The following is a 23,582-nucleotide window of genomic DNA, read 5'->3' on the forward strand; positions in this document are numbered from 1 at the left end:
ATTACGAAAGAATTATATGAATCATATAAAGTCAATATTTACTAAGGTTTGCATGGGAGCACTATTACTGACAGTACCCTCTGCATGCAAAGAGAGTTTTCTGGACGAAGACCTGATTACCGACAGAAGTACCCAGGATTTCGAAACAACCAATGGACTGGACGGCCTCGTTACGGGTATGTATCAGAGTCTTCGCTTCCACTTCAATTATGAATGGGCTTATGCAACTACCAACTACGGAACCGACGAATTTACCGTAGGTGGCGACCGTACCATGCAGATGTGGAACTCCTATGATGCAAACCTGAATTCACTTACGGGCGACGTCCGAACTGTTTGGGATAACATGTACGGGAACATCAATTCGGCAAACATCGTCATCACCAATGTGCCGGTTTATTATGGAGATGGTCCTAACCGCAATACCCGCCTGGGAGAAGGCTACTTCATGCGCGGATTCGATTACTTTAAACTGGTAAAGCAATTTGGCGGCGTTCCTCTGAAACTGGAACCATCTACAGTTGTAGAACTTGAGTTTACCAGAAACACGGCACAGGAAGTATACACACAGATTATCAGTGATCTTGAAAAAGCTTATGAACTGCTTCCGGCAACACCCGCAGAAACCGGCAGAATTACAAAATGGGCAGCCGCTCATTTCCTGGCAAAGGCCTATCTTTTCAAAGCCAGTGAACTGAACAGCGACTGGAACAGCAGCAGCCGTCAGTCGGATCTGGAGAACGTAATCAAGTATGCAAATCTGGTCATTGATAGTGGTGTGCATACACTCGCGCCTAATTTCAGTGACCTTTGGAACTATACTGCTCCGGACGGCGCTTCAGAAAGATTGCCGGAAATTATTCTTTCCGCGCAGTTTTCCAGCAATACTGCCACGCAAGGCCGGTATGGAAATCAAATGCACCTGTACTATCCATCGGTTTATCAGAACTTGCCAGGTATGCAACGCGATATACCGGGAGGGCGTGAATTCCAACGTCTTCGTTCCACCGACTACGCGCTTGATGTGTATGACAGGGTAAATGACAGCCGTTTCTGGAAAAGCTTCAAAACCGTTTATCTGAGCAACCGTCCGGCGGCTGCACCGGTATGGACTGCAGCTAATGCACCAAGTACGGATCTTGTAGGCAAGCCAAAGTTTGCAGGTGGAGAACAGTCGATACTGTACATAGTCAATAACGCAGGTGATACAAGATATACCTCCGCAAACATCCAGCGTCGTGCACCGCATATGTTTGTGAGATATTTCTCTGGCCAGGCTGAAAATCTTTTGGGAGGGCATGGCAACTACGAAGCAAGCCGTTTCGTGGCGCTTTCCAAATTTGCTGACGGCTCGCGTATTTCAGTAGCGACACAGTTTGGCCAACGCGATGGTATACTGGCTCGTCTGGGTGAAACCTATCTGATCGCTGCAGAAGCTTACGGGCGTCTTCAGCAATATACGCAGGCACTTGCCTATATCAATAAGGTTCGTGACCGTGCAGCCTATAAGCAGGGAGAAGACCGTTCTTTTTATGTAGATGGAGGGGTTGCCTATAAAACCAACGTTGCTGCTAATACTGCTGCTTTTGTATCCTATTCAGACAAAAACACGTATTACGAATCCAATAACGTGGAGACTACTACGGCAAGCTCAGTCGAAGCTTTGCATTTAACAACTACAAGCGACATTTTCAATTCAACTACTGAGTTCTATAATAGAGTCGGAGCTTCCACCAACGAGAGTAAGTTTATCCATTTTATACTAAATGAGCGTTCACGGGAGCTGATGGGAGAACTGATGCGCTGGGAAGATCTGGCACGCACCAAAACTTTGGTATCACGTGCAGTTGTTTTCAATGATGAAGCGAAACCCATTGAAGCAAAACATTATCTGAGGCCAATTCCACAAACCTTCCTTGACGCCATCCAAAAAAGTGGCAGACCATTAACAACGGATGAAAAGATGGCTATGCAAAATCCAAACTGGTAATAGCGTCAATAAAAAATCGGCGATATCTGGATGGTATCGCCAATTTTCTTGCTTAATGTTTTAAAAAGTGCGCTCATCGGCAGATGGTCCATAGATGGATGGAACTGCAATATCATTCAGACGCATATAGACGGTCAGCTGACCGCGGTGATGTACCCAATGTCTTATGGTTGTACCGATTTCTTCAATCACATTGGCTGAATACAGTAATGCTCCGTCATTTTTCAGCGCAAAGGAACCGGAAAGCTTTTCCTCTGTCGCTTCCTTTAAAAACTTCTTTGCTTCATTTATATTTTCTTCAAAATGAGCTGATAACTTCTCTCTGGTACTTAGTGCAAAATGTTGATATGTGGCAAAATCGATTTCCCCTTTATCAATCATCACTGCAATCCAAAGCGGCATTTCAGCCACCAGTAATGCCAGATAACCCAGATTCATTGATTTCGGATGGGGCTTATAAGCGTAAAGCGATTCAGGAATTCTTTCCAGGCATTTTCCGGTAGCAATTGCTTCGGCATCCAGATCTCTGAGATAGATGCTGACAAGATCAGTGTTTTGCATAGTGATTTTCGTTTAATAAAAAATGAAAAAATCCATACCAACACTGATTGTCAACGACTTAAAGAATCACATTTTGACTATTTAGTGAATAGAGTATCAATAGTATTTTAACACATTACTTTTCTGCTGTTCCGAAAATTATACAGCCATGCCAACCAAGTGTACCTTTTGTTTATGCTGCTTATATCGGTTTCTTTTGTGCAAAAACCAATGGTTAATGCTTGGTCAAACGCTCCGAAATCACAGGATGACAGCTATACAAATCCTAAAAGTATAGTTTATACCGCATCGAATGGCTTCTGGAATTGTAGCCAGGTCTGTGCAGAAGGCGTTTCTTCTCGATGTCTTTCATCAACATCACTTGCCGTCCACTTTTTCAAATGGAAACAGTACGGAATGCACATGTTCCCTGTTCATGATATTGCCCAGCTCTTTGGCTTTATCCGCAAACTGTGCTGCAAGATTTTTACTTTCCGCAGGGTCTTTTGATAGATCGTAAAGTTCAACAGGCGCATCGGGATTACCTGCCGCTTTTAATCTTACCGCTTTCCAGTTTCCCTGACGAACTGCCTGCCTGCCGCCTTGTTCATGAAATTCCCAGTAGAGGAACTCGTGTTTTTTCTGTGTTCCTTTCCCGGTAAGTGAAGCTGTAAAAGATATTCCGTCTACGCCGGAAGGCACTTTTGCACCACCCAGTTCTGCAAACGTCGGAAGCAGATCCCAGAAAGCACCGATATAATTATTGGTTGTTCCCGGTTTGATCGTACCCGGCCAGCGGGCTGCAAAAGGCTCACGGATCCCGCCTTCGTATAAATCTCTTTTCACACCCTTAAAGCCACCGCCGCTGTTGAAAAATTTCGGGTCGGCACCGCCTTCTACATGCGGTCCGTTATCGCTGGTGAAGATCACCAATGTGTTTTTATCAAGACTTTTTTCTTTCAGTTTTGCCAAAATTTGCCCAACGTACATATCCAGCCGCGACACCATGGCAGCAAAAGCAGCATGTGGGTATTCCTGAGAAGCATAACCTCCCCTGGTTGCATCGGGTCCGTAATCCAATCCTTTATACGCTTTCTCGGGAAATTTCCCTTTGTAATATTGGAAAATGCTGTCTTCCGGAACAAGTAGTTCTGCATGTGGTAGAATATAAGGCAGGAATAAAAAGAAAGGCTGTTTTCCGTCTTTGGAGTCTACGAATTCAAGTGCCTGTTTCTGAATCAGATCCGGCGCATACTGTTTGTTATACATCAGGTTCTGGTTCGCTTCCAGCACGATCTTTTTCTGATTATCCCAAAGGTGATTCGGATAATAACGGTGCGCCAGCGTCTGGCAGTTGTAACCATAAAACTGATCGAAACCCTGCTTGTTCGGATCACCTACCGATCCTACGGGTCCAAGTCCCCACTTCCCGAAAGCGCCTGTGGAATAACCTGCTTTTTTCAGAACCTCGGCAATCGTTACGACCGAATCGGCGATCGGCTCCTGCCCTTCCGGATCCACGCCTTTGTTTCCGCGGATGTACGTATGCCCGGTATGCTGCCCGCTCATCAGTGAAGAACGTGAAGGTGCGCATACACTGGTACCGGCATAAAACTGACTGAACTTGACGCCTTCCTTAGCCAGTCTGTCAATGTTTGGTGTTTTGATCAGTTTTTGCCCATTGAAACCAACGTCTCCGTAACCCAGATCATCAGCAAGTATAAAAATGATATTCGGACGCTGCGTTTTCTGCGTTTGGGCTGATGAATTTTTGCCAAAAAATCCGGCAATGATCAAAGCGGGTAATAGGTATTTTTTCATTGTTTCAAGTTATTAAATTTAGGTAACAGGTTTAGTTAAAAACACCTGTATTGCCTTTTTCCCATATTTTAGTCAGTTCGGCTACCACTTCCGGATGCTGAGCGGCAACGTTATGATTTTCATGCGGATCCGTTTTATGGTCGTACAGTTCAACAACAGGCTTTTTTTCCCGGAAGTATTTTGTCAGGCGATAACGATCATTCCTGACCGTAATTCCTTTATTGTAATAGCTGTAAGCTACATTTTCCCAATTTTTACCGGGCTTTGCTTTTAAAAGATCCGCAAAACTTTTCCCATCCAGATCAGGTAGCGTTTTGACTCCGCACAACCCCATGAGTGTAGGGTAAATATCAACGGAACTCACAATCTGGTCACGAACTGCCGGGTTTTTGCTATCCGGTGTTTTTACGATCAGCACACTCCTCAGCGACTGGTCAAAAATGGTATGTTTACCCCAAACCCGGTAGTCACCCAAATGCCAGCCATGATCGCTCCACACAACGATGATCGTATTTTCGGCCAATCCCTGCGCTTTCAATTCATCCAGCACTTTTCCAACCTGCGCATCCGTATAACTGATTGCCGCATAATAGGCATGCCTGAGTTTCCGTGCATAGGCATCAGAAACGGGTTTTTGCAGCGAAGCTTTTTCTTCTCCCAACTGGTATTGATTGAATTCAACACTCGGGTGAAGACTGGCATCATTTACATTTTCAGGAACGTCAGGAGAATCCGTGAGTGTGATTTTTGATTCGTCATACAAATCCCAGTATTTTTTCGGCGCAGTAAAAGGTAAATGCGGTTTAAAGAAACCTACACTCAGAAAAAACGGCTTATCATTTTTAGCCAGTTCTTTCAGCTTTTTGACAGCCAGGTTCGCACTCAATCCATCCGGATAACTTTCGTCGGGCACGTCCGCATTTTCGTAAGGTTTTACTTCCCCTTTTTTACTTTGTCTGTTGGAACCATCGGCATATGCGAAGAATGCATTCCAGCCGGTTTGCCATTTTCCGGGATCAAAAAGCATTTCGTCCCAGCTGTATGGCAATTCCGGTTTATCACTTTTAGGCTCATTATAACCATATACATAACCGTCTGCCGAATGGCTTACTTTCCCGATTCCAACCGTGTAATAACCATTCCGGCGCAGATTATCAATGAAAGTCTCCGGTTTGTCTGTCCTGGGTTTACCGGCTATCTGCTGCTCAATGGCTTCATTTTTTAATTCAATCGCCTTTCGGGGAAGTCTTCCTGTAAGCAAACTGTACCGCGAAGCGCCGCAGGTTGGCTGGGTTACGTATTGATTTGTAAAAACAGTCGCCTGTCCTGCCAACTTATTCAGATTGGGCGACTGTACAATGGGATTTCCATAAACTTTCAGATCAGGGCGAAGATCATCGATGCAGATAAACAATACATTCGGTTTTCGCGCAGCTGGTTTTGCAGCGCCGAATGTCAGAACAACAGCATAGAGTCCAAGGCAAAGTGCAACTACCGAAATGATTTTTTTTAGCATATAATGCTTGTTTTTTACTAAATAATTTTGCCCATCCTACGCTTTTCAACGTTGGACGGGCAATAAGAAGCCATTATTTCAATAACCCGGATTCTGAGCAAATTCACCCGGATTGGTTACCCTGTCGAGCTGTGTTTGCGGAATCGGACGAACCAGATGCATTTCCTTGATATTCGGTGCTGCATCCAGATTGTATTTTTTCACACGTTCAAGCAACGTACCTGTTCTTTTTAAATCGTACCATCTGTCAACTTCACCAACCAGCTCCCGCGCTCTTTCATCCAGGATAAAATTCAGGTTAACGTCTGCTGCGGTGATCTGCATCTGCGCTTCCTTTCCTGCGATGGCAGCCCGCGATCTCACTACATTGAAATAAGCAGCCGCCTCCGCGTTTTTACTTTGACGCCATGCGGCTTCACCTGCAATCAGATACAGTTCAGCCAGGCGGAGTACCGTAAAATCACGTCTTCCATCCACCGCATTGATACTCGTTCTCAATGGATCCAGGTATTTTTTCACAGCCGGAAAACGTCTCCGCTGTCCGCCACCGAATTCCAGATTGGTTACGGCTCCGCCCACCCAGTTATCGTTGAAGTCGATCAGCCAGTAAGGTGCAGCATTTTGTACCGCATCTGCAACAGGGTAAGGAACAATTTTGATGGCCGTATCACCAGGAACAACTGTTTTTCCATTGATCGTACCTCTGTTATTGGCTATCCAAACTGTTTTGAACGTACCGTCCCAGCGGCTGTCTTTTGCCGGATCAAAAAGTTTGATCAGATAATTGGTCGGCATAAAACGCTGATAAGGCCGTCCGTTGGTCAGATCACGAATGATTGTCGGATTTTGGGCATAATCAAAAATGAAGAACAAATGGCTCTGATTCCCCTCTCCATTGGTGAGCGGATCGGCCGTGAACTGCACTGACCAGATTACTTCCGAATTGACATCATTGGCGATATCCCAAAGTCTTGAAAAAGGTTTTACCAACTGGAAATCATAACTTTTGATCACCGAAGAAGCCAGTCGTTCTGCCTCGGCCCAGTTTCCCAAGGTTAGCTGCACGCGTGCCAGTAAAGCTTCGGAAGCAGGTTTTGTAACCCTGCCATATTTTGCTGCTTTGGCCGGCAAGTTTGCAATTGCAAATTGCAGATCAGGAATAATTCCCTCATCGTAAATTGTCTTGACAGGCGTTCTGTTGGCCGTTGTTTGTACACCAATGGTCTCTTCCAGAGAAAAGTGAACGTCGCCAAACTGCTGTACCAGATGAAAATAATAGAGCGCCCGGATAAAACGTGCTTCTGCAATAATCCGCTGTTTTTCGCTATCACTCAATCCTTCTACTTTCGGCGCCCGGCTGATGACTGCATTGGCCTGATTAATCCCGATATAGAAATTATTCCAGACTTCGGTTATCATTGCATTCGTACCCAGCAAATTGGCAGAATAATTATTGATATCAGGTGAATTGGTTACGCCTCCGAAGCCATTAGTAAAAACATCTGTTCCGGTGACGGTGAGGAAAAAACTTTCTTCCTGTCCGTAAAAATTGCGGAGCGTGGTATATACTGCCTTTAATCCGTCTTCGATTCCTTTCGGAGTGGCGTAATAACTATCGGCCGTAGCCAAACCTACCGGATTTTCTTCCAGAATATCGTTGCAGGAAGAGAAACTTCCCAGGAATATTGCTGAAATGAGTATGTATGTAATCTTTTTCATATTTATCAGCTTTAAGCATTGTATGGAAATTCTGCTGTTTGCAGATCATCCTGCCTGTTCAATGATTTGTTAAAATTTCAGGTTTACACCAAATACATAAGTCGCTGCGGACATCGGCGTGCTTCCTCCCACAATTCCGTTTGCCGTTTCAGGGTCAACCAGTTTGTATTTGGAAATAATGAAGGCGTTGTCGGCTGTTCCGTAAATACGCAGACTGGAAATTCCGGTTTTGCCAAACAGGCTTTTCGGTAAATTATATCCCAGTGTGATGTTGCGGATTTTCACGAACGAACCGTTGAAATAACGAACGGCATCGGCATACAACGGAGCTGACGCTGCATAAGGTCTTGGAATCTGGTTGGTTTCGTTGGTTGGCGTCCAGTAGTCAAAATTAATACTGTTATATCTTCCCTGCCACTGGTTTCCACCAAGATTGTGAAAGTCGCTCTGGATCATTTGTCCCTGACGCGCAAATACCAGAAAAGAGAAATCAACGCCTTTGAAACTAAAACGGTTGGTGATTCCACCACTCCATTTCGGCACCGTTGAGCCCAAAACAGTACGGTCGTCCGCATTGATCTTGCCATCAGGTGATTTTGTCAACACACCATTTTCATCACGGCCGTTCACATCCCCGATTTTGATATCACCCGGGCGCTGGCCGGCTTCGGTTGCCTGTGTGGCTTCGCTGCTTTGCCAGATACCGGTTTGTTTGAAACTATAAAAAACATTGATCGGCTGACCGATAAACCACTTGTTACCTACGTCATCATCACTGCCATTGAACAATTCAACAATTTTTTCCTTATTGGAAAAAACGTTTGCAGTTGCATCCCATTTAAACCCGGAAGCTGAATTGATAATGCTGCCGTTTAAGGTCAGCTCCCAGCCTTTGTTGCTGGTTGCACCAATGTTTTGAAGGATTGACGTATATCCGGAAGTAATGGGTATCAATCTGCTCAGAAGCAAATCGCTGGTTTTGGTATCATACAATTCCAATGAACCTGAAATCCGGTCATTCAGTAATCCGAAGTCTACACCGACATTGATGGTTTTAGAAATCTCCCAGCGTAAATCAGGATTAGGAATCACATTTAAAGCATATCCGAATGCCGGGTCAGATCCGAATGCATAAGAAGAACGGGTCAATCCACCCAAGGTTTGATAAGGCGCGATTGAAGTATTGCCAACCTGGCCGTAACCAGCACGTATTTTCAGAAAAGAAATGGCTTTTACTTTATTCAGAAACGCTTCATCTGAAATCACCCAACCTGCGGATACAGAAGGGAAAAAGGCCCAGTTCTTCCCGGCCGATAAACGCGAAGAACCATCTGCTCTGCCCGTCAGTGTTAAAAGATAACGGTCTTTAAATCCATAGTTGATCCGTCCCATGTAAGAGAGCAATCCCCACTGCGTAAGAGAGCTTTGTTTATCCAGAATTTCAACCGCGCTTCCGATATCATAAAAGGAAGAAGTTTCGATTGGAATATCGCGCACATTGATTTGGGAAGATTCAAAACGGTTCTTTTGTGTACTGAAAAGTCCGGTTACGTTCAGCGCATGCTTTCCGAATTTCTTATCAAAATTCAGAATATTTTCCAGCGTGTAAGCGAAGTTCTGCTGATTGTCCACTGATGCCGTATTGGTACTTCCGGCCAATGTTCCGTTGTAAGTTCCTTTGCGGGATGTATTCAGGTCGGGGCCGTAATTCAGGCGGTAACTAAATCCTTCCGCTATTTTGTATTCGCCGTAGATGTTCGCAAAAACACGGTACTTTTTTCTTTCATTCACATATTGGTTGGGCTGATATTCCAGCAACGGATTCGTTGCGTTTCCTTCGCGCGGATTGGGATAGGCTACGAAATTACCGTTTGCATCATAAGGCAGTACCAATGGAGAAAATGACAATGCGTTCGAATAAGGCGCATTGGCCATCGTGTTCTGAACGTCGTTGGTGACCGTAGCGCTCAATCCGACTTTTAATCTTTCCGTCAATTTGCTTTCCAGGTTTGTCCGGAATGAATACCGCTTGTAATCACTTTTTTGCTGGACTCCTTTTTCGTCAAAATAGGAGCCTGATAAGTAGTAGGTCGTGTTTTTATTGCCTCCACTGGCCGATAACTGATGACTTTGCTGTATGCCGTCACGAAGGATCAGGTCCAGCCAGTCCGTCGAAACGCCTTTAGCCAGATTTTCAATTTCAATACCGCTTAAAAAAGATGCATCCTGACTGGCGTCGTCTTTTGCCAAACCCCGCGATGCCCGAACGTATCCTGCAAAATCCGTCCCGGTCATCAGGTTGATATCTTTTTTGGCTTTTTTGACACCATAATACCCGTCGTAACTGATCACCGCCTTGCCTTCTTTTCCCTTTTTGGTTGTGATGATAATGACGCCGTTTGCTCCGCGCGAACCATAAATGGCTACTGAACTGGCGTCTTTCAATACTTCCATGGATTCGATATCATTGGGATTGAAGTCATTGATACTGACATCCGTTGGAATCCCGTCCACCACATATAATGGATTGTTGCTCGCATTGATCGAACGGTTTCCTCTGATCCTGATCGTCAGGTCTGCACCGGGCGCACCGCTGGATCTGACAATATCCACACCGGCCAGCCGGCCCTGTGCATTGGCAAGAAAATTAGCAGCGGGCGTTTCCGCTATATCTTTGGCCGAAATAGACGAAATAGCTCCGGTGAGATCTCTCTTTTTCTGCGTTCCGTAACCAACTACGATGAATTCTTCGAGTTGTTTTGTATCTGATTCAAGATCTACGTCAATCGTTGAGCTGCCACTAACGGATACCTCTTTGATTGCATAGCCGATTCCTGAAAAAACCAGCACTGCATCAGAAGAAGCACTGATCTGGTAATTTCCATCAGCGTCTGAGGTTGTTCCGGTATTCGTATTCTTCACAACGATGTTGACACCAGGAATGGAGGATTTGTCGGGTGCATATGTGACTTTCCCTTTTACAGTAATTTGCTGACCAAATGCTTGTAAACTGACAGCTAGTAGCAGAAAGACCCAGTTGAATCCTCTGTAGAAGTAAGGATGCGTAAAAATTTGTTTTTGCATATTCGTGTATCGGCAATCGTACATGCATGATGATATTTCATGGACAATCGACCTATTATTAGTGGATTATAAATGAGAGGCTTAAGAAGTAATACTCGAAAAATTCAGATAGTAAACCGAATGCTATCCGGAACGAGAAGCAGCTGAGAGCCGCAGACGAGTAGGTTTCAACAACACGTCCGTGGTGGTGTATAGCTGTGATAAGACAGAGGGCAAAGACGGACAGATGGGTCCAAAAGCTGGGACCGCTTGTCTTGAAAATACGATTTCATGCAGGCAATAAAAATTATTTAATCTACAGAATATATAGACAAAGTAACAATATAGAATTTAAACCAGCAAAGTATTTATTTCACAACCTTCATTTTATGCCGTGAAATGATCGTTATAATGCACTAGAAGATATTTTAAAATTGTCTATCTGGTGTCTGGACCAGGTAGATCTGAAGCCAAAGTACCCCTCTTTAAGCGGAGAGGGATCGGTATAACTGAAGTACTTTTTACCATCTACCCAAAAGCTGGTATGCCCATCGCTTACAACAATTTTGATGTGATAAGTATGATTTGCCTTTAGCAAATGCGCTTTATCGGTATGTTCCTGCAACAGTGGTTTATTGCCATTTCCATGGTATTTCCTGAATCGGGTGGTGGTATTTGTATTGCCTCCCATTCCTACATAATACAGGCTAAGGGAATCATACTCCTCGAATTTACCGCTTCTCGTAAACAAATTGTCGTTCTCTGGATCAGTCGCCATCCAAAACTGGTTCAGATCAGAGAGTCTGTCGTTCTTTCCCCCCGCCACTATTACCGTCCAATCATACTCCATCACCCAATCTCCGCTCAGCCGTTTATTCAACCATACGGTTACGCCACCGGGGGAATCAATAACCAATTTTCCCTTATTTGTCTCAACCAGGCCCGGTTCAGCCATTTCTATTTTCCATATATCTTTGTCAAGGGGTTTGTCAAACGTCTCTTCAAAAACGATCCTTTTGCTGGCTGTCTGAGCATAACATATATCCTGACAGAGTAAACCGAACAGAAATAAACAGATGAGATGAGTTGATTTGAGAAAACGGAAAGAAAGCTGATATATCATGAATATAAAATGTAGTCGTATAGCAAGGTCGCTAAAATATGATGCAGACGCTACATTTTTGTACAAATACCGCAGATCTTACCTATACTTTAAAGCAAGACAACCTCATTTCCCTTTCCAACTTTGACAGCACTTAGTAAAACCATCTACATTTGTACTTATCTGAAAAGTATGGCTTCAAATATTTCAGTAGCAACGAATGGAAAATGAGAATACCTCCTCTGGTGTAAAGGAAATAGCAAGACGGGCAAAGGTATCTATTGCCACTGTGGACAGGGTGCTGCATAACCGGACCGGTGTTTCCGAAAAAACGAAGAAAAAGGTTAATCAGATCATCAAGGAACTGAACTACCAACCCAATATCCTGGCGAGCAGGCTTGCTTCCAAAAAAGTCATCAGCATCGGCGTATTGATCCCTAGAATTTCCGACGAAACAGATTTCTGGGAAGCTCCGTTACGTGGAATCCGAAGAGCTGAGAACGAAATCAGGCAGTATGGTATTCAAGTCCATACATTTTTGTTTGATCTTAACGACAAAAAGTCATTTAAGGAACAATCTGATCTATTATTAAAAACGGGTGTAAGCGGCGTGCTCATTGCACCTTCTTTTATTGAGGATGCCTCTGCCTTGGCTCAGGAATGTAGAAAACTGAAAATTCCGGTCATCTGTATTGATAGCAGCTTACCAGATAGTGAAACGCTTTCTTATATAGGACCACATCTTTCACAAAGCGGATATGTGGGCGCCAAATTACTGACATACAGACTAAGACAGGATTGTAAAATTCTGTTTGTCAATATATCGCCGGAAAAGGAAAGCTACAACTACATACGGATCGAAGAGGGATTCCGATCCTATTTTAAAGATCATAATCAGTTGAATGAAATCGTCAGGATTGACATACGCGATACTGATTTTCTTTCTGTGTCCAAAGCGTTGGTAAAAGCATTTCATATGCATCCTGAGACCGGAGCCATTTTTGTAACAAATTCACGAGTCTTCTCCATAGCAAAATATTTACAAGAAAAAGGGCTGACTGATATCGGCTTGGTAGGATATGACTTTATCAAACAGAATGTACTTTTTCTACAAAATGGCATCATCGATTTTCTGATCTGTCATAAACCGGAGGATCAGGGCTACCGGGGAATCATGTCACTTTACCAAAATCTTGTATTGGGAACGTCCGTAGAAAAAGCATACTTTATGCCTATCGATATTGTGACAAAGGAAAATGAAGTATTTTATCAAAATTGATGTATCGCTTCGATCATATTTTGTTGGAAGATCCACATTTAAATAACATTGATTCCATGTATAATATTAATTATATACTACAATTAAAAGTTGACACAAATATTTAATAAATTGCGGGTACGTACCCGAATGTTTATTAATTACTGACTATTCCTAAATCCTATCATTATATTTCGCTATGAGTACCGTTTCCAGAAGAAAATTCGTTGGCGCAGCATTGACGGGCAGTATCTCCCTGGCACTTATGCGCGGCTTGCCTCTAAAAGCGTCAGGTAATCCAGGCAAAAGAATTGGAATTGTAGGTTTGGACACATCTCATAGTGTAGCTTTTACAAAAGTACTGAACTCAGTCAATGCCGATCCCGCTTACGACGGATACAAAGTAGTTGCTGCTTATCCGCATGGTAGCAAGGATATTTTGTCAAGTACCAAAAGAATTCCTGAATATATACAAGAAGTAAAGAAGCTTGATGTGGAAATTACAGCTTCCATTCAGGAATTACTTGACAAATGTGACGTAGTTCTTTTAGAAACAAATGATGGACGCCGACATCTGGAACAGGCAACCGAAGTATTAAAGGCTGGCAAACGTGTATTCATTGACAAGCCGGTTGCAGGTACATTAACTGATGTGATCGCCATCTACAAGGCTGCAGAGAAATATAACATCCCCATTTTTTCTGCCTCGTCTCTCCGTTACATCACTGGTATTGAGGGGATCGACAAAACCAAAGTGCTCGGCGCAGACACATTCAGTCCTGCAGTTTTGGAAAAAACGCATCCTGACTTGTTCTGGTATGGCATCCATGGTGTGGAAACTTTATATACTGTCATGGGAACCGGCTGCAATAGCGTTACCAGAGTAAGTACGCCTGACACCGACCTTGTGGTAGGAATATGGGAAGACGGCCGTACCGGTACATTCAGGGGAACGCGTACAGGTAAACATGATTATGGAGGAACTGTTTTTACAGAAGCCGGAAACAAAATACTAGGACCATACAATGGTTACGAACCTCTTTTAAAAGATATCGTCAAATATTTTCAAACCGGACAGGTACCTGTTACACCCAAAGAAACCATCGAACTATTCGCATTCATGGAAGCCGCCGATGAAAGTAAAAGGCAGGGAGGAAAAAGTGTAACCATTGAAAGTGTAATGAAGAAGATCAAATAGCACTATTCCTAAACTCTTAACCATGAAAAATACTACTATCTCTGAACCTGCCACTAATGGATCGCGGCGAGCGTTTATCAAAAAAACGCTCGCGGGTTCAGCACTGCTGACATTTGGAGGCGTGCTTCCCGGATTCAGCGCTAAAAGCTATTCCCGCATTTTGGGTTCCAATGAAAAAATACAAGTGGGTATAATGGGTGTAAATAGTCGGGGGCTTGCACTGGCCGGCAACTACGCACTTCAGCCTAATTGTGAGGTGCTAAGTATATCTGATGTGGATTCGCGCGCAGCTGAAAAATGTATCAGTTCAGTTGCCTCAATTCAAAACAGCAAACCAGCCAATATCCCGGATTTCAGAAAAGCACTTGAAAGCAAGGATATGGATGCATTGGTAGTCGCCGCACCCGACCACTGGCATGCACCTGCGGCTATCCTTGCTTCTAAAGCGGGTAAGCACGTATATCTGGAAAAGCCATGCAGCCATAATCCTCACGAAGGTGAATTGCTGGTTGAGGCGGCAAAAAAATATAAGAATGTGATTCAGATGGGTAATCAGCGTCGTTCCTGGCCGAACGTAGCGGCTGCTATTAAAGAAGTTCATAATGGTGTAATCGGCAGACCCTATTTTGCAAAAGGCTGGTATACCAATAACAGAGCATCTATAGGTACAGGTAAACAAACTGCCGTTCCCGCCTGGCTGGATTATGATCTTTGGCAAGGACCGGCTCCAAGAGCCACCTATAAAGATAATCTCATTCACTACAATTGGCACTGGCTGTGGAACTGGGGCACAGGAGAAGCACTAAATAACGGTACCCACATGGTAGATCTGATGCGCTGGGGACTTGGCGTGGAGTATCCTACGCATGTAACATCTACGGGTGGAAGATTCAGGTATAAAGACGACTGGGAAACGCCAGACACACAGATCATCAGCTGGAATTTTGACAACAATACTGCCATGACCTGGGAAGGAAGAAGTTGTAATGGCCGTACCGTTGAAGGCGATAGCGTAGGTGTTGTTTTCTACGGCGAAAATGGTTCTGTACAGATTTTTGGTGGCAATGAATACAAAATATATGATCTCAATAACAAACTTGTGAAAGATGTCAAAAATGATCTGATGATTGATCCGAGGAACAAGATGAATCCTTCGCAGGCATTGGATGCCATCCATATACAGAATTTCTTTGACGGTATTAAAAACGGAGCAACGCTCAATGCAGAAATTATAGGCGGACACCAGAGTACTTTGCTTTGCCAACTCGGCAACATCGCACTGCGATCCGGTGGTTCATTAGAAGTCAATCCGGCAAACGGACACATTCTAAAAAATAAAAAAGCTCAGAAATTATGGAAAAGAGCATATGAAAAAGGTTGGGAACCTACGGTTTAAGGCCGCTGAGAAAGATATCTCTGTATTTTCCTTCATTATTTTACCAGATTTTATGTGGTAACACGGCATCGACTTCTAATCAAGGGATTCTGAGTCTGACCATTCACCATCAATTTGAACTCCTTCACTTCAGAATGAAACTCAAAATTACAAACGGTACCATCATCACACCGCATCGGTATATCCAACATGGCACCATACTTATTGAAGCCGGGAAAATTATCGGTATTCATCAGGGTAATCCCGATTTTCCTGATGCTGATATCATTGATGCCAAGGGTAAATACATCTCACCAGGATTTATAGACATTCATATTCATGGAGGCGGAGGATCCGATTTTATGGATGGCTCAGCGGAAGCCTTCCTGCATATTGCTGAAACGCATGCACGCTATGGAACTACAGCCATGGTGCCTACCACACTTACCAGCGAAAAGGACGACTTGCTGAAAACCCTGGATTACTACAAAACTGCCTGCAAAAAAAACAAGAAAGGTGCGCAGTTTTTGGGTATGCATCTGGAAGGACCCTATTTTGCATTGAGTCAGCGGGGCGCACAGGATCCCCGCTACATCCGAAATCCTGATCCTGCAGAATATGAGGAGATATTGGCTTATTCGGATTCCATTGTACGCTGGAGCGCCGCGCCTGAACTTCCGGGTGCTATCGATTTTGGAAATAGCCTCCGAAAAAAAGGCATACTACCGGCAGTAGCCCATACGGACGCCATTTATGAAGAAGTCCTGGAAGCTTACGAAAATGGATACACGCTTGCAACGCATCTGTATTCCGCCATGTCGGGTGTTACAAGGCGAAATGCTTTCCGGTTTGCAGGCACTATAGAGAGTGCCTTCCTTTTAGATATGGATGTTGAGATTATAGCAGATGGAATTCACTTACCGGAACCACTTCTAAAACTGATATTTAAAATAAAAGGACCGGATAAAATCGCGTTGATCACAGATGCCATGCGTGCTGCGGGAATGCCCGAAGGAGATAGTGTACTGGGACCTTTACATAGTGGTCTGAAAGTGATTGTGGAGGACGGGGTTGCCAAACTTCCTGATCGCACATCTTTTGCAGGAAGTGTTGCTACAGCCGACCGCCTGGTAAGAACTATGATCCGGAAGGCAGAAGTATCTTTGGCAGACGCAGTGAAAATGATGTCACTCACTCCTGCCAGAATCATGAAGGTTGATAATCAGAAAGGGTCGCTTGCAGTTGGTAAAGATGCAGACGTTGTCATTTTTGACCATAATATACAAGTAAGCCATACCGTCGTTGCAGGTTCACTGCTATTTGAAGATAGCAATATAACCCAAAACAACCCATCCTGAGTGACAACGGACTCCACCTTAAAGCAGATCATCGGATCATTAGAACATCCATGCAGAAGAGAGACCTTCAAGAGTCTGCCTTACTGATTCAGGGACGTTGTGAAAAAAATGCGTCTGTCTGGCTAGACTCTTCATGACAAATCATTGAAATTAAGAGTAAAATTGCAAGCTCAACTAGTTATTAGTATTTAGCTGTCAGTATTTATAACCATATTCAAATGAAGGGAAAACTGTTAATGATCGCCGTAACGGGCATACTTGCGTTGAACCAGGGATGTAATCAGAAAAAAGAAGAAGCTCAGGAATCAAAAAAACCTTTGAGCCTTATAGTAGTTGAACCTGGTCACTTCCATGCCGCTTTGGTACAGAAATCCATGTATGCTGATGTTGATTCGGTTGTTCACGTCTATGCTTCTGAAGGACCGGATGTAAAGGCTTATCTTGACAAAATAGAAAAGTATAACACCAGACCGGAAGAACCTACGCAGTGGAAAGAGGAAGTATATACCGGAGCGGATTTCATGGATAAAATGATTGCCGACAAAAAAGGCAACGTAGTAGTACTTGCAGGTAACAATCAGAAAAAAACAGACTTTATCAAAAAGTCGGTAGACGCCGGTCTCAACGTACTTGCAGATAAACCGATGGCCATTGATGCAGCCGGATTTGACAAACTGCAGGAAGCATTCACAAGTGCGGAAAAAAATAAGGTGCTCCTGTATGATATCATGACAGAGCGTTATGAGATTACCAATACGCTGCAACGTGAACTGGCATTGCTTCCTGACATTTTCGGTGAATTACAAAAAGGTACGCCAACTGATCCCTCAGTAGTAAAAGAAAGTGTTCACCACTTTTTCAAATACATTTCCGGTGAGCCTTTGGTACGTCCAAGCTGGTTTTTTGATGTAGAACAGCAAGGTGAAGGTATGGTGGATGTAACAACTCACTTAGTAGATCTTGTACAATGGAGCTGTTTCCCGAATGTATCTCTGGACTACAAAAAGGATATCAATTTACTTTCTACAAAACGCACTGCAACCAAAATAACGCCATCTCAATTTAAGCTGGTTACCAAAAGCGATACCTATCCTGATTACCTGAAAAAAGACGTTACAGACAGCACGCTTAACATTTACTCAAATGGCGAACTGAATTACACATTGAAAGGTGTTCACGCGAAAGTGTCTGTCATCTGGAATTTCCAGGCACCGGAAGGAACCGGGGATACGCATTATTCGATCATGAAAGGTTCTAAAGCCAATCTCATCGTGCGACAGGGTAAAGACCAAAAGTACAAGCCCGTTCTTTACATCGAAACAAAAGATAAAAGTAAGGCTTACGAAGATGCCGTTGCTGCAAGTTTCAAGGCTGTTCAGGATAAATATCCGGGCATTGAGTTGAAGAAAAACAAAGCCGGTTGGGAAATCAGCATTCCGGCCAAATACGATAACGGGCATGAAGCACACTTCGCTCAGGTGGCGAACAAGTACATGGAGTATCTGAAAGAAGGAAAACTACCTGAGTGGGAGGTTCCTAATATGATCGCCAAATATTATACCACAACACAGGCGTTGAAACAGGCGAAAGAGAAGAAGTAATAATTTCGAAAAAATAATATGTTAGAAATGCCTAAGGTATGCGATGTTGCATGTCTCCGGCATTTTTTGCTTCATCATACATGACCTTATTGCTACCGAAATTAAATCCCTGACGGGATTTCAACATTTGATAATTTGATAGGCACGGATAAAGACATTAACCGGTACGAGCAAGTCCCGCTGGGGATGTAATTTCGGTAGAAAGACAGTTCAGTCTGAATCACCTAAATCCTGTCAGGGATGGAACATCGGCAAACCCGAAAGCATCCCCTACCCCCCTAAATCAATAATGGGCACCCGCATTACCACGGACACCCATTATCACTTATCATTGAACTACCTTCTATCGTAAATCAACAACCTCCACGCCCGGATATTGCTTTTTGTTAAATACAAAAAATGCATCAGCTACATTCACGTCAGGTTGAAACTGCTCTACTTTATAAGTAACTTTATCTCCGTTCTTCTGGAATATTTTCCAGCTCGCGATTGACTTATCTGTCTTGTTAACCTGAATCTGTACTTTGTTGACCTGACTATTTTTACCGGTTGGTGTCAGTTCTACGGTTTCCAAAATCTGATTCCCGACCTTCTTTTCGTCCACAAAAGTATATTTGAATCCTTTTTTATAAGCTGAGTAAATCTTGGTCGGATCCAGATCCCCCGTCGCTGTGGGATCGAAATCCTGAACATTCACCTCATTCGTTTCTTTGATATAAGTCGACATCAACTTTCCATCATTGAATATTTCCTGACCAGCCATCTTCAAACGAAATTTGGTCCCTTTCACGGTTACATCACCTTTTAATGGTTTTCCTCCATCAGGCGTATATGTAAATACAGCGCTAAATGACTTGATCTTCTGGTATTTAGCACTCATGGCTTCGAGAATAGCCGTAGATTTTTTATCTCCCTGAGCTGATACTTCCACCGCGTTTCCTACACATGCAAAAAATAACAGGAGAGATAGCAGAACTTGTACTTTTTTCATAATTACAGAATTGATTCTAAGCGGGTTAATTGTAAAATTATTACTAATTAAATTACACAAAGTTTAGACTAAACCTTTAGAGTTTAGTTTAAACAGTTTTGCGAAAAGTGTTTGAAAAAAGGTACATCAATTAATACCCATCACACGAAGATGCTCTTCAAGTCCGCTCAGATCCATAAACATCACATCCCTGGCTTTACTTCCTGTAAAAGGACCGACAACACCGATGGACTCCAACTGATCTACAATACGGCCCGCACGGTTATAGCCCAGTTTCATTTTACGCTGGATTAAAGATGTACTTCCCTGCTGGTGTGTCACAATGAGGCGTGCAGCCTCTGGAAGTAAATGATCAAAGTCATCCACATTCACTTCACTCTTACCTTCTGCTCCATCTTCCCCTTCGTATTCAGGTAATGCATATGCGCCGTCATAGCCACGTTGCGCACCAATGAAATCACAAACATCTTCAATTTCGCGTGTATCAATGAACGGACATTGTAAACGGATCATTTCTGAATTAATGGAGAGAAGCATATCACCTTGTCCCACAAGTTGTTCGGCACCACCTGCATCAAGAATAGTCCGGGAATCAATGCTGGATGTTACCCGGAATGACAAACGTGCCGGGAAGTTGGCCTTGATCAGACCAGTAATCACTTTCACAGACGGGCGTTGTGTAGCAACAACCAGGTGAATACCCACGGCACGGGCCAGCTGCGCCAAACGGGCAATAGGTGTTTCCACTTCTTTTCCGGCTGTCATCATCAAATCGGCGAGCTCATCAATCACCAACACAATATAAGGCAAGAAACGATGCCCCCGCTCCGGATTAAGTCTCCGTTGTGCAAACTTGGCATTGTATTCTTTAAGATTACGAACCGAAGCTTCTTTCAGTAAGTCATATCGCGTATCCATCTCTATACAGAGAGAATTCAGCGTAAAAATAACCTTCTTGGTATCGGTAATAATCGCTTCACCTGAGTTGGGTAACTTCGCAAGGAAGTGCCTTTCGAGTTTATTGAAAAGGGTAAGTTCTACCTTTTTAGGATCGACGAGTACAAATTTCAATTCTGCCGGATGCTTTTTATAAATAAGTGAAGCAAGTATAACGTTCAATCCCACCGACTTTCCTTGTCCGGTAGCCCCTGCCATCAGTAAGTGAGGCATCTTTGCCAGATCGGCGATATGGATTTCGTTTGAAATCGTTTTCCCCAGGATCACCGGCAAGTCGTATGTAGACTTCTGGAAACGTTCATTGGACAATACAGAACGAATAAAAACCGTTTCCCGATTCTTATTAGGCACCTCGATACCGATTGTTCCACGGCCGGGCATAGGCGCAATAATACGTATTCCCAATGCAGCAAGACTAAGTGCAATATCGCCCTCAAGGTTCTTTATTTTGGAAATACGGACACCTGCTTCAGGTATAATTTCATACAATGTTACGGTGGGTCCGATGGTTGCTTTAATTTTGGAAATATTAATCCCATAGCTTCCCAACGTATCTACAATACGGGTTTTATTTCCTTCCAGCTCATCGTGAGAAACCTTTTCATGTGCATTTTCCACGACCTCATTCATCAGAGATACATCCGGAAACTGGTACGAAGGCAAGTCTAATGTAGGATCATACTGACCAAATTCCCGCAAAATAGAGGCATTCACGTCTTCTGCTTCTTCTACAAATACTTCCGGCTCCTTCACCATTGTATCCTCCACCTCCAGTTCCAACACACCCGGCGATAAAACCCTGGGCGGCTGAGATGTGACTAAAACAGGTTCTACAGAAAGCATAACAGGTTCTACAGCTGAACCAGTCGCAGGAACCACTTCTTCAGCTTCTGCTACAGCCGATTCTTCCTCTTCTATCACCTCTTCCTTTTCTTCTTCTATATCGTCATAGGTATCATTTACAACTGATACATACTTCGGTTCCTCCGGCTTCACAGCCTTGGCTTGTTCAAATGCAGGTTCTCCAGACACAATAGCATCGTCATTCACCTCAACAGGAATTGGCTCCGGAGCCGCATTTTTTACCTGCCACTGTTCAATGGTATCTCTGAAATCGTAGAAATAAACTGCAAAAAGGAACAGCGCAAAAATGATCGGAATAATACTTCCCCATTTAAGCCAATCGAACAGGAAAACATTAACAGTATAACCCATTCCACCGGAAACAAAGCTGAGACTACTTTCCTGGTTACTCATCAGTACCACATAGCCCATAAGCACACTTCCCCAGATCAGGAAGAAGATAACCTCCTTTGTTTTACGACTCAGAGAATAAGGTTCTTTTCCAAAAGCAATTTTCCAACCTCCTAAAACCGCAATAACCGGCAATAGTATAGCGCTGATACCAAACCAGCGATAAACGAATATATGAGAAATAGTAGCGCCCAGCACACCTAACACATTCCGTGTTTGCCGGCCGGCGTCACGTATAGATTCTTCTCTGATACCGTCTACCACACTCTGGTCTGTAATACCAGTAAATATATAAGAGATAAAAGATACCTCCATGATAAGGCCAAGCACCATAAAAAAGATACCCCATGCCAGCGTACTTTTCGGGCTGGCAAAAATCCCATCCCAGTCTATCGAAAAACGAAGACGTGAACCCGCGGCCTTTTGCTCCTGCTGCCTCTGTGTATTTCCCCGGGGTTTGTTAACTGCCATCTAAATAGACTTGTAATGTGCGAAGTGAAATTTCAACTAAAACGAAGCGTTCAACGGGCTACCATCGCTTTACAGATACGGCTGGCCAGTCCAGGTCCTTCATAAATAAAGCCTGTATACAATTGTATAAGACTTGCACCTGCCCTACGTTTTTCCAAAGCCTGCTCAGGTGATGCGATACCACCTACCCCGATCACCGGAAAAGCATTGCCAGACTTTGTACAAAGGTAACTGATTACCTCAGTTGCTCTATGGGCCAAAGGTCCACCGCTTAGCCCCCCGGCGCCCATTCTGGCAATTTCAGAAGCTGATGTTTTCAGATTCTCTCTGCTGATGGTCGTATTGGTTGCAATCACACCAGCGATACCACTTGTTTTTACGATATCAATGATATCATCAAGCTGACTGTTCGTCAGATCCGGTGCTATTTTCAAAAATATAGGCTTTGGCGTAAACCTTTCTTTATTCTTCTTTTGAAGCTCTCCCAATAAGGCTGTAAGAGGTTCCTTTTCTTGTAATTCCCTTAGTCCTGGTGTATTGGGTGAGCTGACATTTACAACGAAATAATCTACTACCTCGAACAATTCACGAAAGCAGATCAGGTAATCGCTCAATGCATCTTCGTTGGGTGTATTTTTATTCTTTCCTATATTCCCGCCTACCAGAATTTTTGATTTACGGGTGCGCAATTTAGCAGCAGCCACTTCTACTCCCTTATTGTTAAAACCCATTCTGTTAATAAGAGCCTTATCCGATTTGAGACGAAACAAACGTGGTTTATCATTTCCTGGTTGTGCCTTGGGCGTAAGCGTTCCTATTTCAATAAATCCAAAACCAAGCGCCTCCAGTTGATCAACCATTTCTGCATTTTTATCAAAACCAGCAGCAAGCCCTACCGGGTTACGAAAGCGTAAACCTGCCACTTCCTGAACAAGATCAGGATGCTCGTAGGTATACATCGACCGAAGGATTTGAGGTACGAACGGAATTTTGAAAGCAAAATCCAGTACTTCACATACAAAGTGATGTACCCGCTCGGCATCAAACAAAAAAAGGAAAGGCGCAACAAGAATCTTATACATGTTGCAAAAATAGAAGGTTTGTAGAAAGGGATAAGTTGATACTAGATTTTTATTTTCACATCATGACACAACTTCTACTCATCCCGATACTCCTTTTGATGATATCTCCTTCCTATAACTACACGTTTTTTGAAGAATCCCCTTCGCAGGTATTACCAACTTACCTGGTATGTAAACGGAATAATGATAATCCTGCGTGCCCGCATAACATTAAAAAAAAGTTTTAAAGTCAATTGAGCAGTTATAAATACGCCTTTTTTAGCCTTTTTACCAATTTATATATTAA

Annotated in this window: 15 protein-coding genes; 6 read left to right on the forward strand and 9 right to left on the reverse strand. The window is 43.4% G+C overall.

Going from position 1 to position 23,582, the window contains the following annotated elements; all coding sequences use genetic code 11:
• Window positions 1-52 precede the first annotated feature (52 nt).
• A complete protein-coding gene (locus AC1XUE_RS10555) occupies window positions 53-1,990 on the forward strand; it encodes a RagB/SusD family nutrient uptake outer membrane protein (RefSeq protein ID WP_483355895.1) in 1,938 nt (645 codons plus the stop codon).
• Window positions 1,991-2,050: 60 nt separating this feature from the next.
• Here AC1XUE_RS10555 and AC1XUE_RS10560 read toward each other — a convergent pair whose 3' ends face one another.
• The 6 genes from AC1XUE_RS10560 to AC1XUE_RS10585 all read right to left on the reverse strand — a co-directional run bounded on the left by AC1XUE_RS10560 (window position 2,051) and on the right by AC1XUE_RS10585 (window position 11,772).
• The gene (locus AC1XUE_RS10560) at window positions 2,051-2,551 is read right to left on the reverse strand and encodes a DinB family protein (protein WP_483355896.1); all 501 of its coding nucleotides are present in this window, start codon (window positions 2,549-2,551) and stop codon (window positions 2,051-2,053) included.
• 357 nt (window positions 2,552-2,908) lie between these two features.
• Window positions 2,909-4,351, reverse strand: coding sequence for an arylsulfatase (locus AC1XUE_RS10565; RefSeq protein ID WP_483355897.1), 1,443 nt, complete (start codon window positions 4,349-4,351; stop codon window positions 2,909-2,911).
• Window positions 4,352-4,382: 31 nt separating this feature from the next.
• On the reverse strand, window positions 4,383-5,867 hold the full coding sequence (locus AC1XUE_RS10570; protein WP_483355898.1) for a sulfatase: 1,485 nt from the start codon (window positions 5,865-5,867) through the stop codon (window positions 4,383-4,385).
• Between the two features lie 78 nt (window positions 5,868-5,945).
• Window positions 5,946-7,586, reverse strand: coding sequence for a RagB/SusD family nutrient uptake outer membrane protein (locus tag AC1XUE_RS10575; protein ID WP_483355899.1), 1,641 nt, complete (start codon window positions 7,584-7,586; stop codon window positions 5,946-5,948).
• A 69-nt stretch (window positions 7,587-7,655) separates the two neighbouring features.
• Window positions 7,656-10,670, reverse strand: a complete 3,015-nt coding sequence (locus AC1XUE_RS10580; protein WP_483355900.1) for a SusC/RagA family TonB-linked outer membrane protein — start codon at window positions 10,668-10,670, stop codon at window positions 7,656-7,658.
• Between the two features lie 385 nt (window positions 10,671-11,055).
• The gene (locus AC1XUE_RS10585; RefSeq protein WP_483355901.1) at window positions 11,056-11,772 is read right to left on the reverse strand and encodes a DUF6250 domain-containing protein; all 717 of its coding nucleotides are present in this window, start codon (window positions 11,770-11,772) and stop codon (window positions 11,056-11,058) included.
• Between the two features lie 199 nt (window positions 11,773-11,971).
• Between AC1XUE_RS10585 and AC1XUE_RS10590 the strand changes: the two genes are divergently transcribed.
• The 5 genes from AC1XUE_RS10590 to AC1XUE_RS10610 all read left to right on the forward strand — a co-directional run bounded on the left by AC1XUE_RS10590 (window position 11,972) and on the right by AC1XUE_RS10610 (window position 18,541).
• A complete protein-coding gene (locus tag AC1XUE_RS10590) occupies window positions 11,972-13,030 on the forward strand; it encodes a LacI family DNA-binding transcriptional regulator (protein ID WP_483355902.1) in 1,059 nt (352 codons plus the stop codon).
• 178 nt (window positions 13,031-13,208) lie between these two features.
• Window positions 13,209-14,207 (forward strand): Gfo/Idh/MocA family protein, encoded by a 999-nt coding sequence (locus AC1XUE_RS10595; protein ID WP_483355903.1) that lies wholly within the window; start codon window positions 13,209-13,211, stop codon window positions 14,205-14,207.
• Window positions 14,208-14,229: 22 nt separating this feature from the next.
• A complete protein-coding gene (locus AC1XUE_RS10600) occupies window positions 14,230-15,603 on the forward strand; it encodes a Gfo/Idh/MocA family protein (protein WP_483355904.1) in 1,374 nt (457 codons plus the stop codon).
• A 134-nt stretch (window positions 15,604-15,737) separates the two neighbouring features.
• Window positions 15,738-16,940 (forward strand): N-acetylglucosamine-6-phosphate deacetylase, encoded by a 1,203-nt coding sequence (nagA, locus tag AC1XUE_RS10605; RefSeq protein ID WP_483355905.1) that lies wholly within the window; start codon window positions 15,738-15,740, stop codon window positions 16,938-16,940.
• 218 nt (window positions 16,941-17,158) lie between these two features.
• Window positions 17,159-18,541, forward strand: coding sequence for a putative oxidoreductase C-terminal domain-containing protein (locus tag AC1XUE_RS10610; protein ID WP_483355906.1), 1,383 nt, complete (start codon window positions 17,159-17,161; stop codon window positions 18,539-18,541).
• 343 nt (window positions 18,542-18,884) lie between these two features.
• Here the strand turns inward: AC1XUE_RS10610 and lolA1 are convergent, their stop codons facing one another.
• The 3 genes from lolA1 to AC1XUE_RS10625 all read right to left on the reverse strand — a co-directional run bounded on the left by lolA1 (window position 18,885) and on the right by AC1XUE_RS10625 (window position 23,296).
• The gene (gene lolA1, locus AC1XUE_RS10615) at window positions 18,885-19,532 is read right to left on the reverse strand and encodes an outer membrane lipoprotein periplasmic chaperone LolA1 (RefSeq protein WP_483355907.1); all 648 of its coding nucleotides are present in this window, start codon (window positions 19,530-19,532) and stop codon (window positions 18,885-18,887) included.
• A 126-nt stretch (window positions 19,533-19,658) separates the two neighbouring features.
• Window positions 19,659-22,214, reverse strand: coding sequence for an FtsK/SpoIIIE family DNA translocase (locus tag AC1XUE_RS10620; RefSeq protein WP_483355908.1), 2,556 nt, complete (start codon window positions 22,212-22,214; stop codon window positions 19,659-19,661).
• Window positions 22,215-22,264: 50 nt separating this feature from the next.
• The gene (locus AC1XUE_RS10625; RefSeq protein WP_483355909.1) at window positions 22,265-23,296 is read right to left on the reverse strand and encodes a quinone-dependent dihydroorotate dehydrogenase; all 1,032 of its coding nucleotides are present in this window, start codon (window positions 23,294-23,296) and stop codon (window positions 22,265-22,267) included.
• Window positions 23,297-23,582 lie beyond the last annotated feature (286 nt).

The organism is Dyadobacter sp. HNCC25DJ187 (assembly GCF_056895255.1).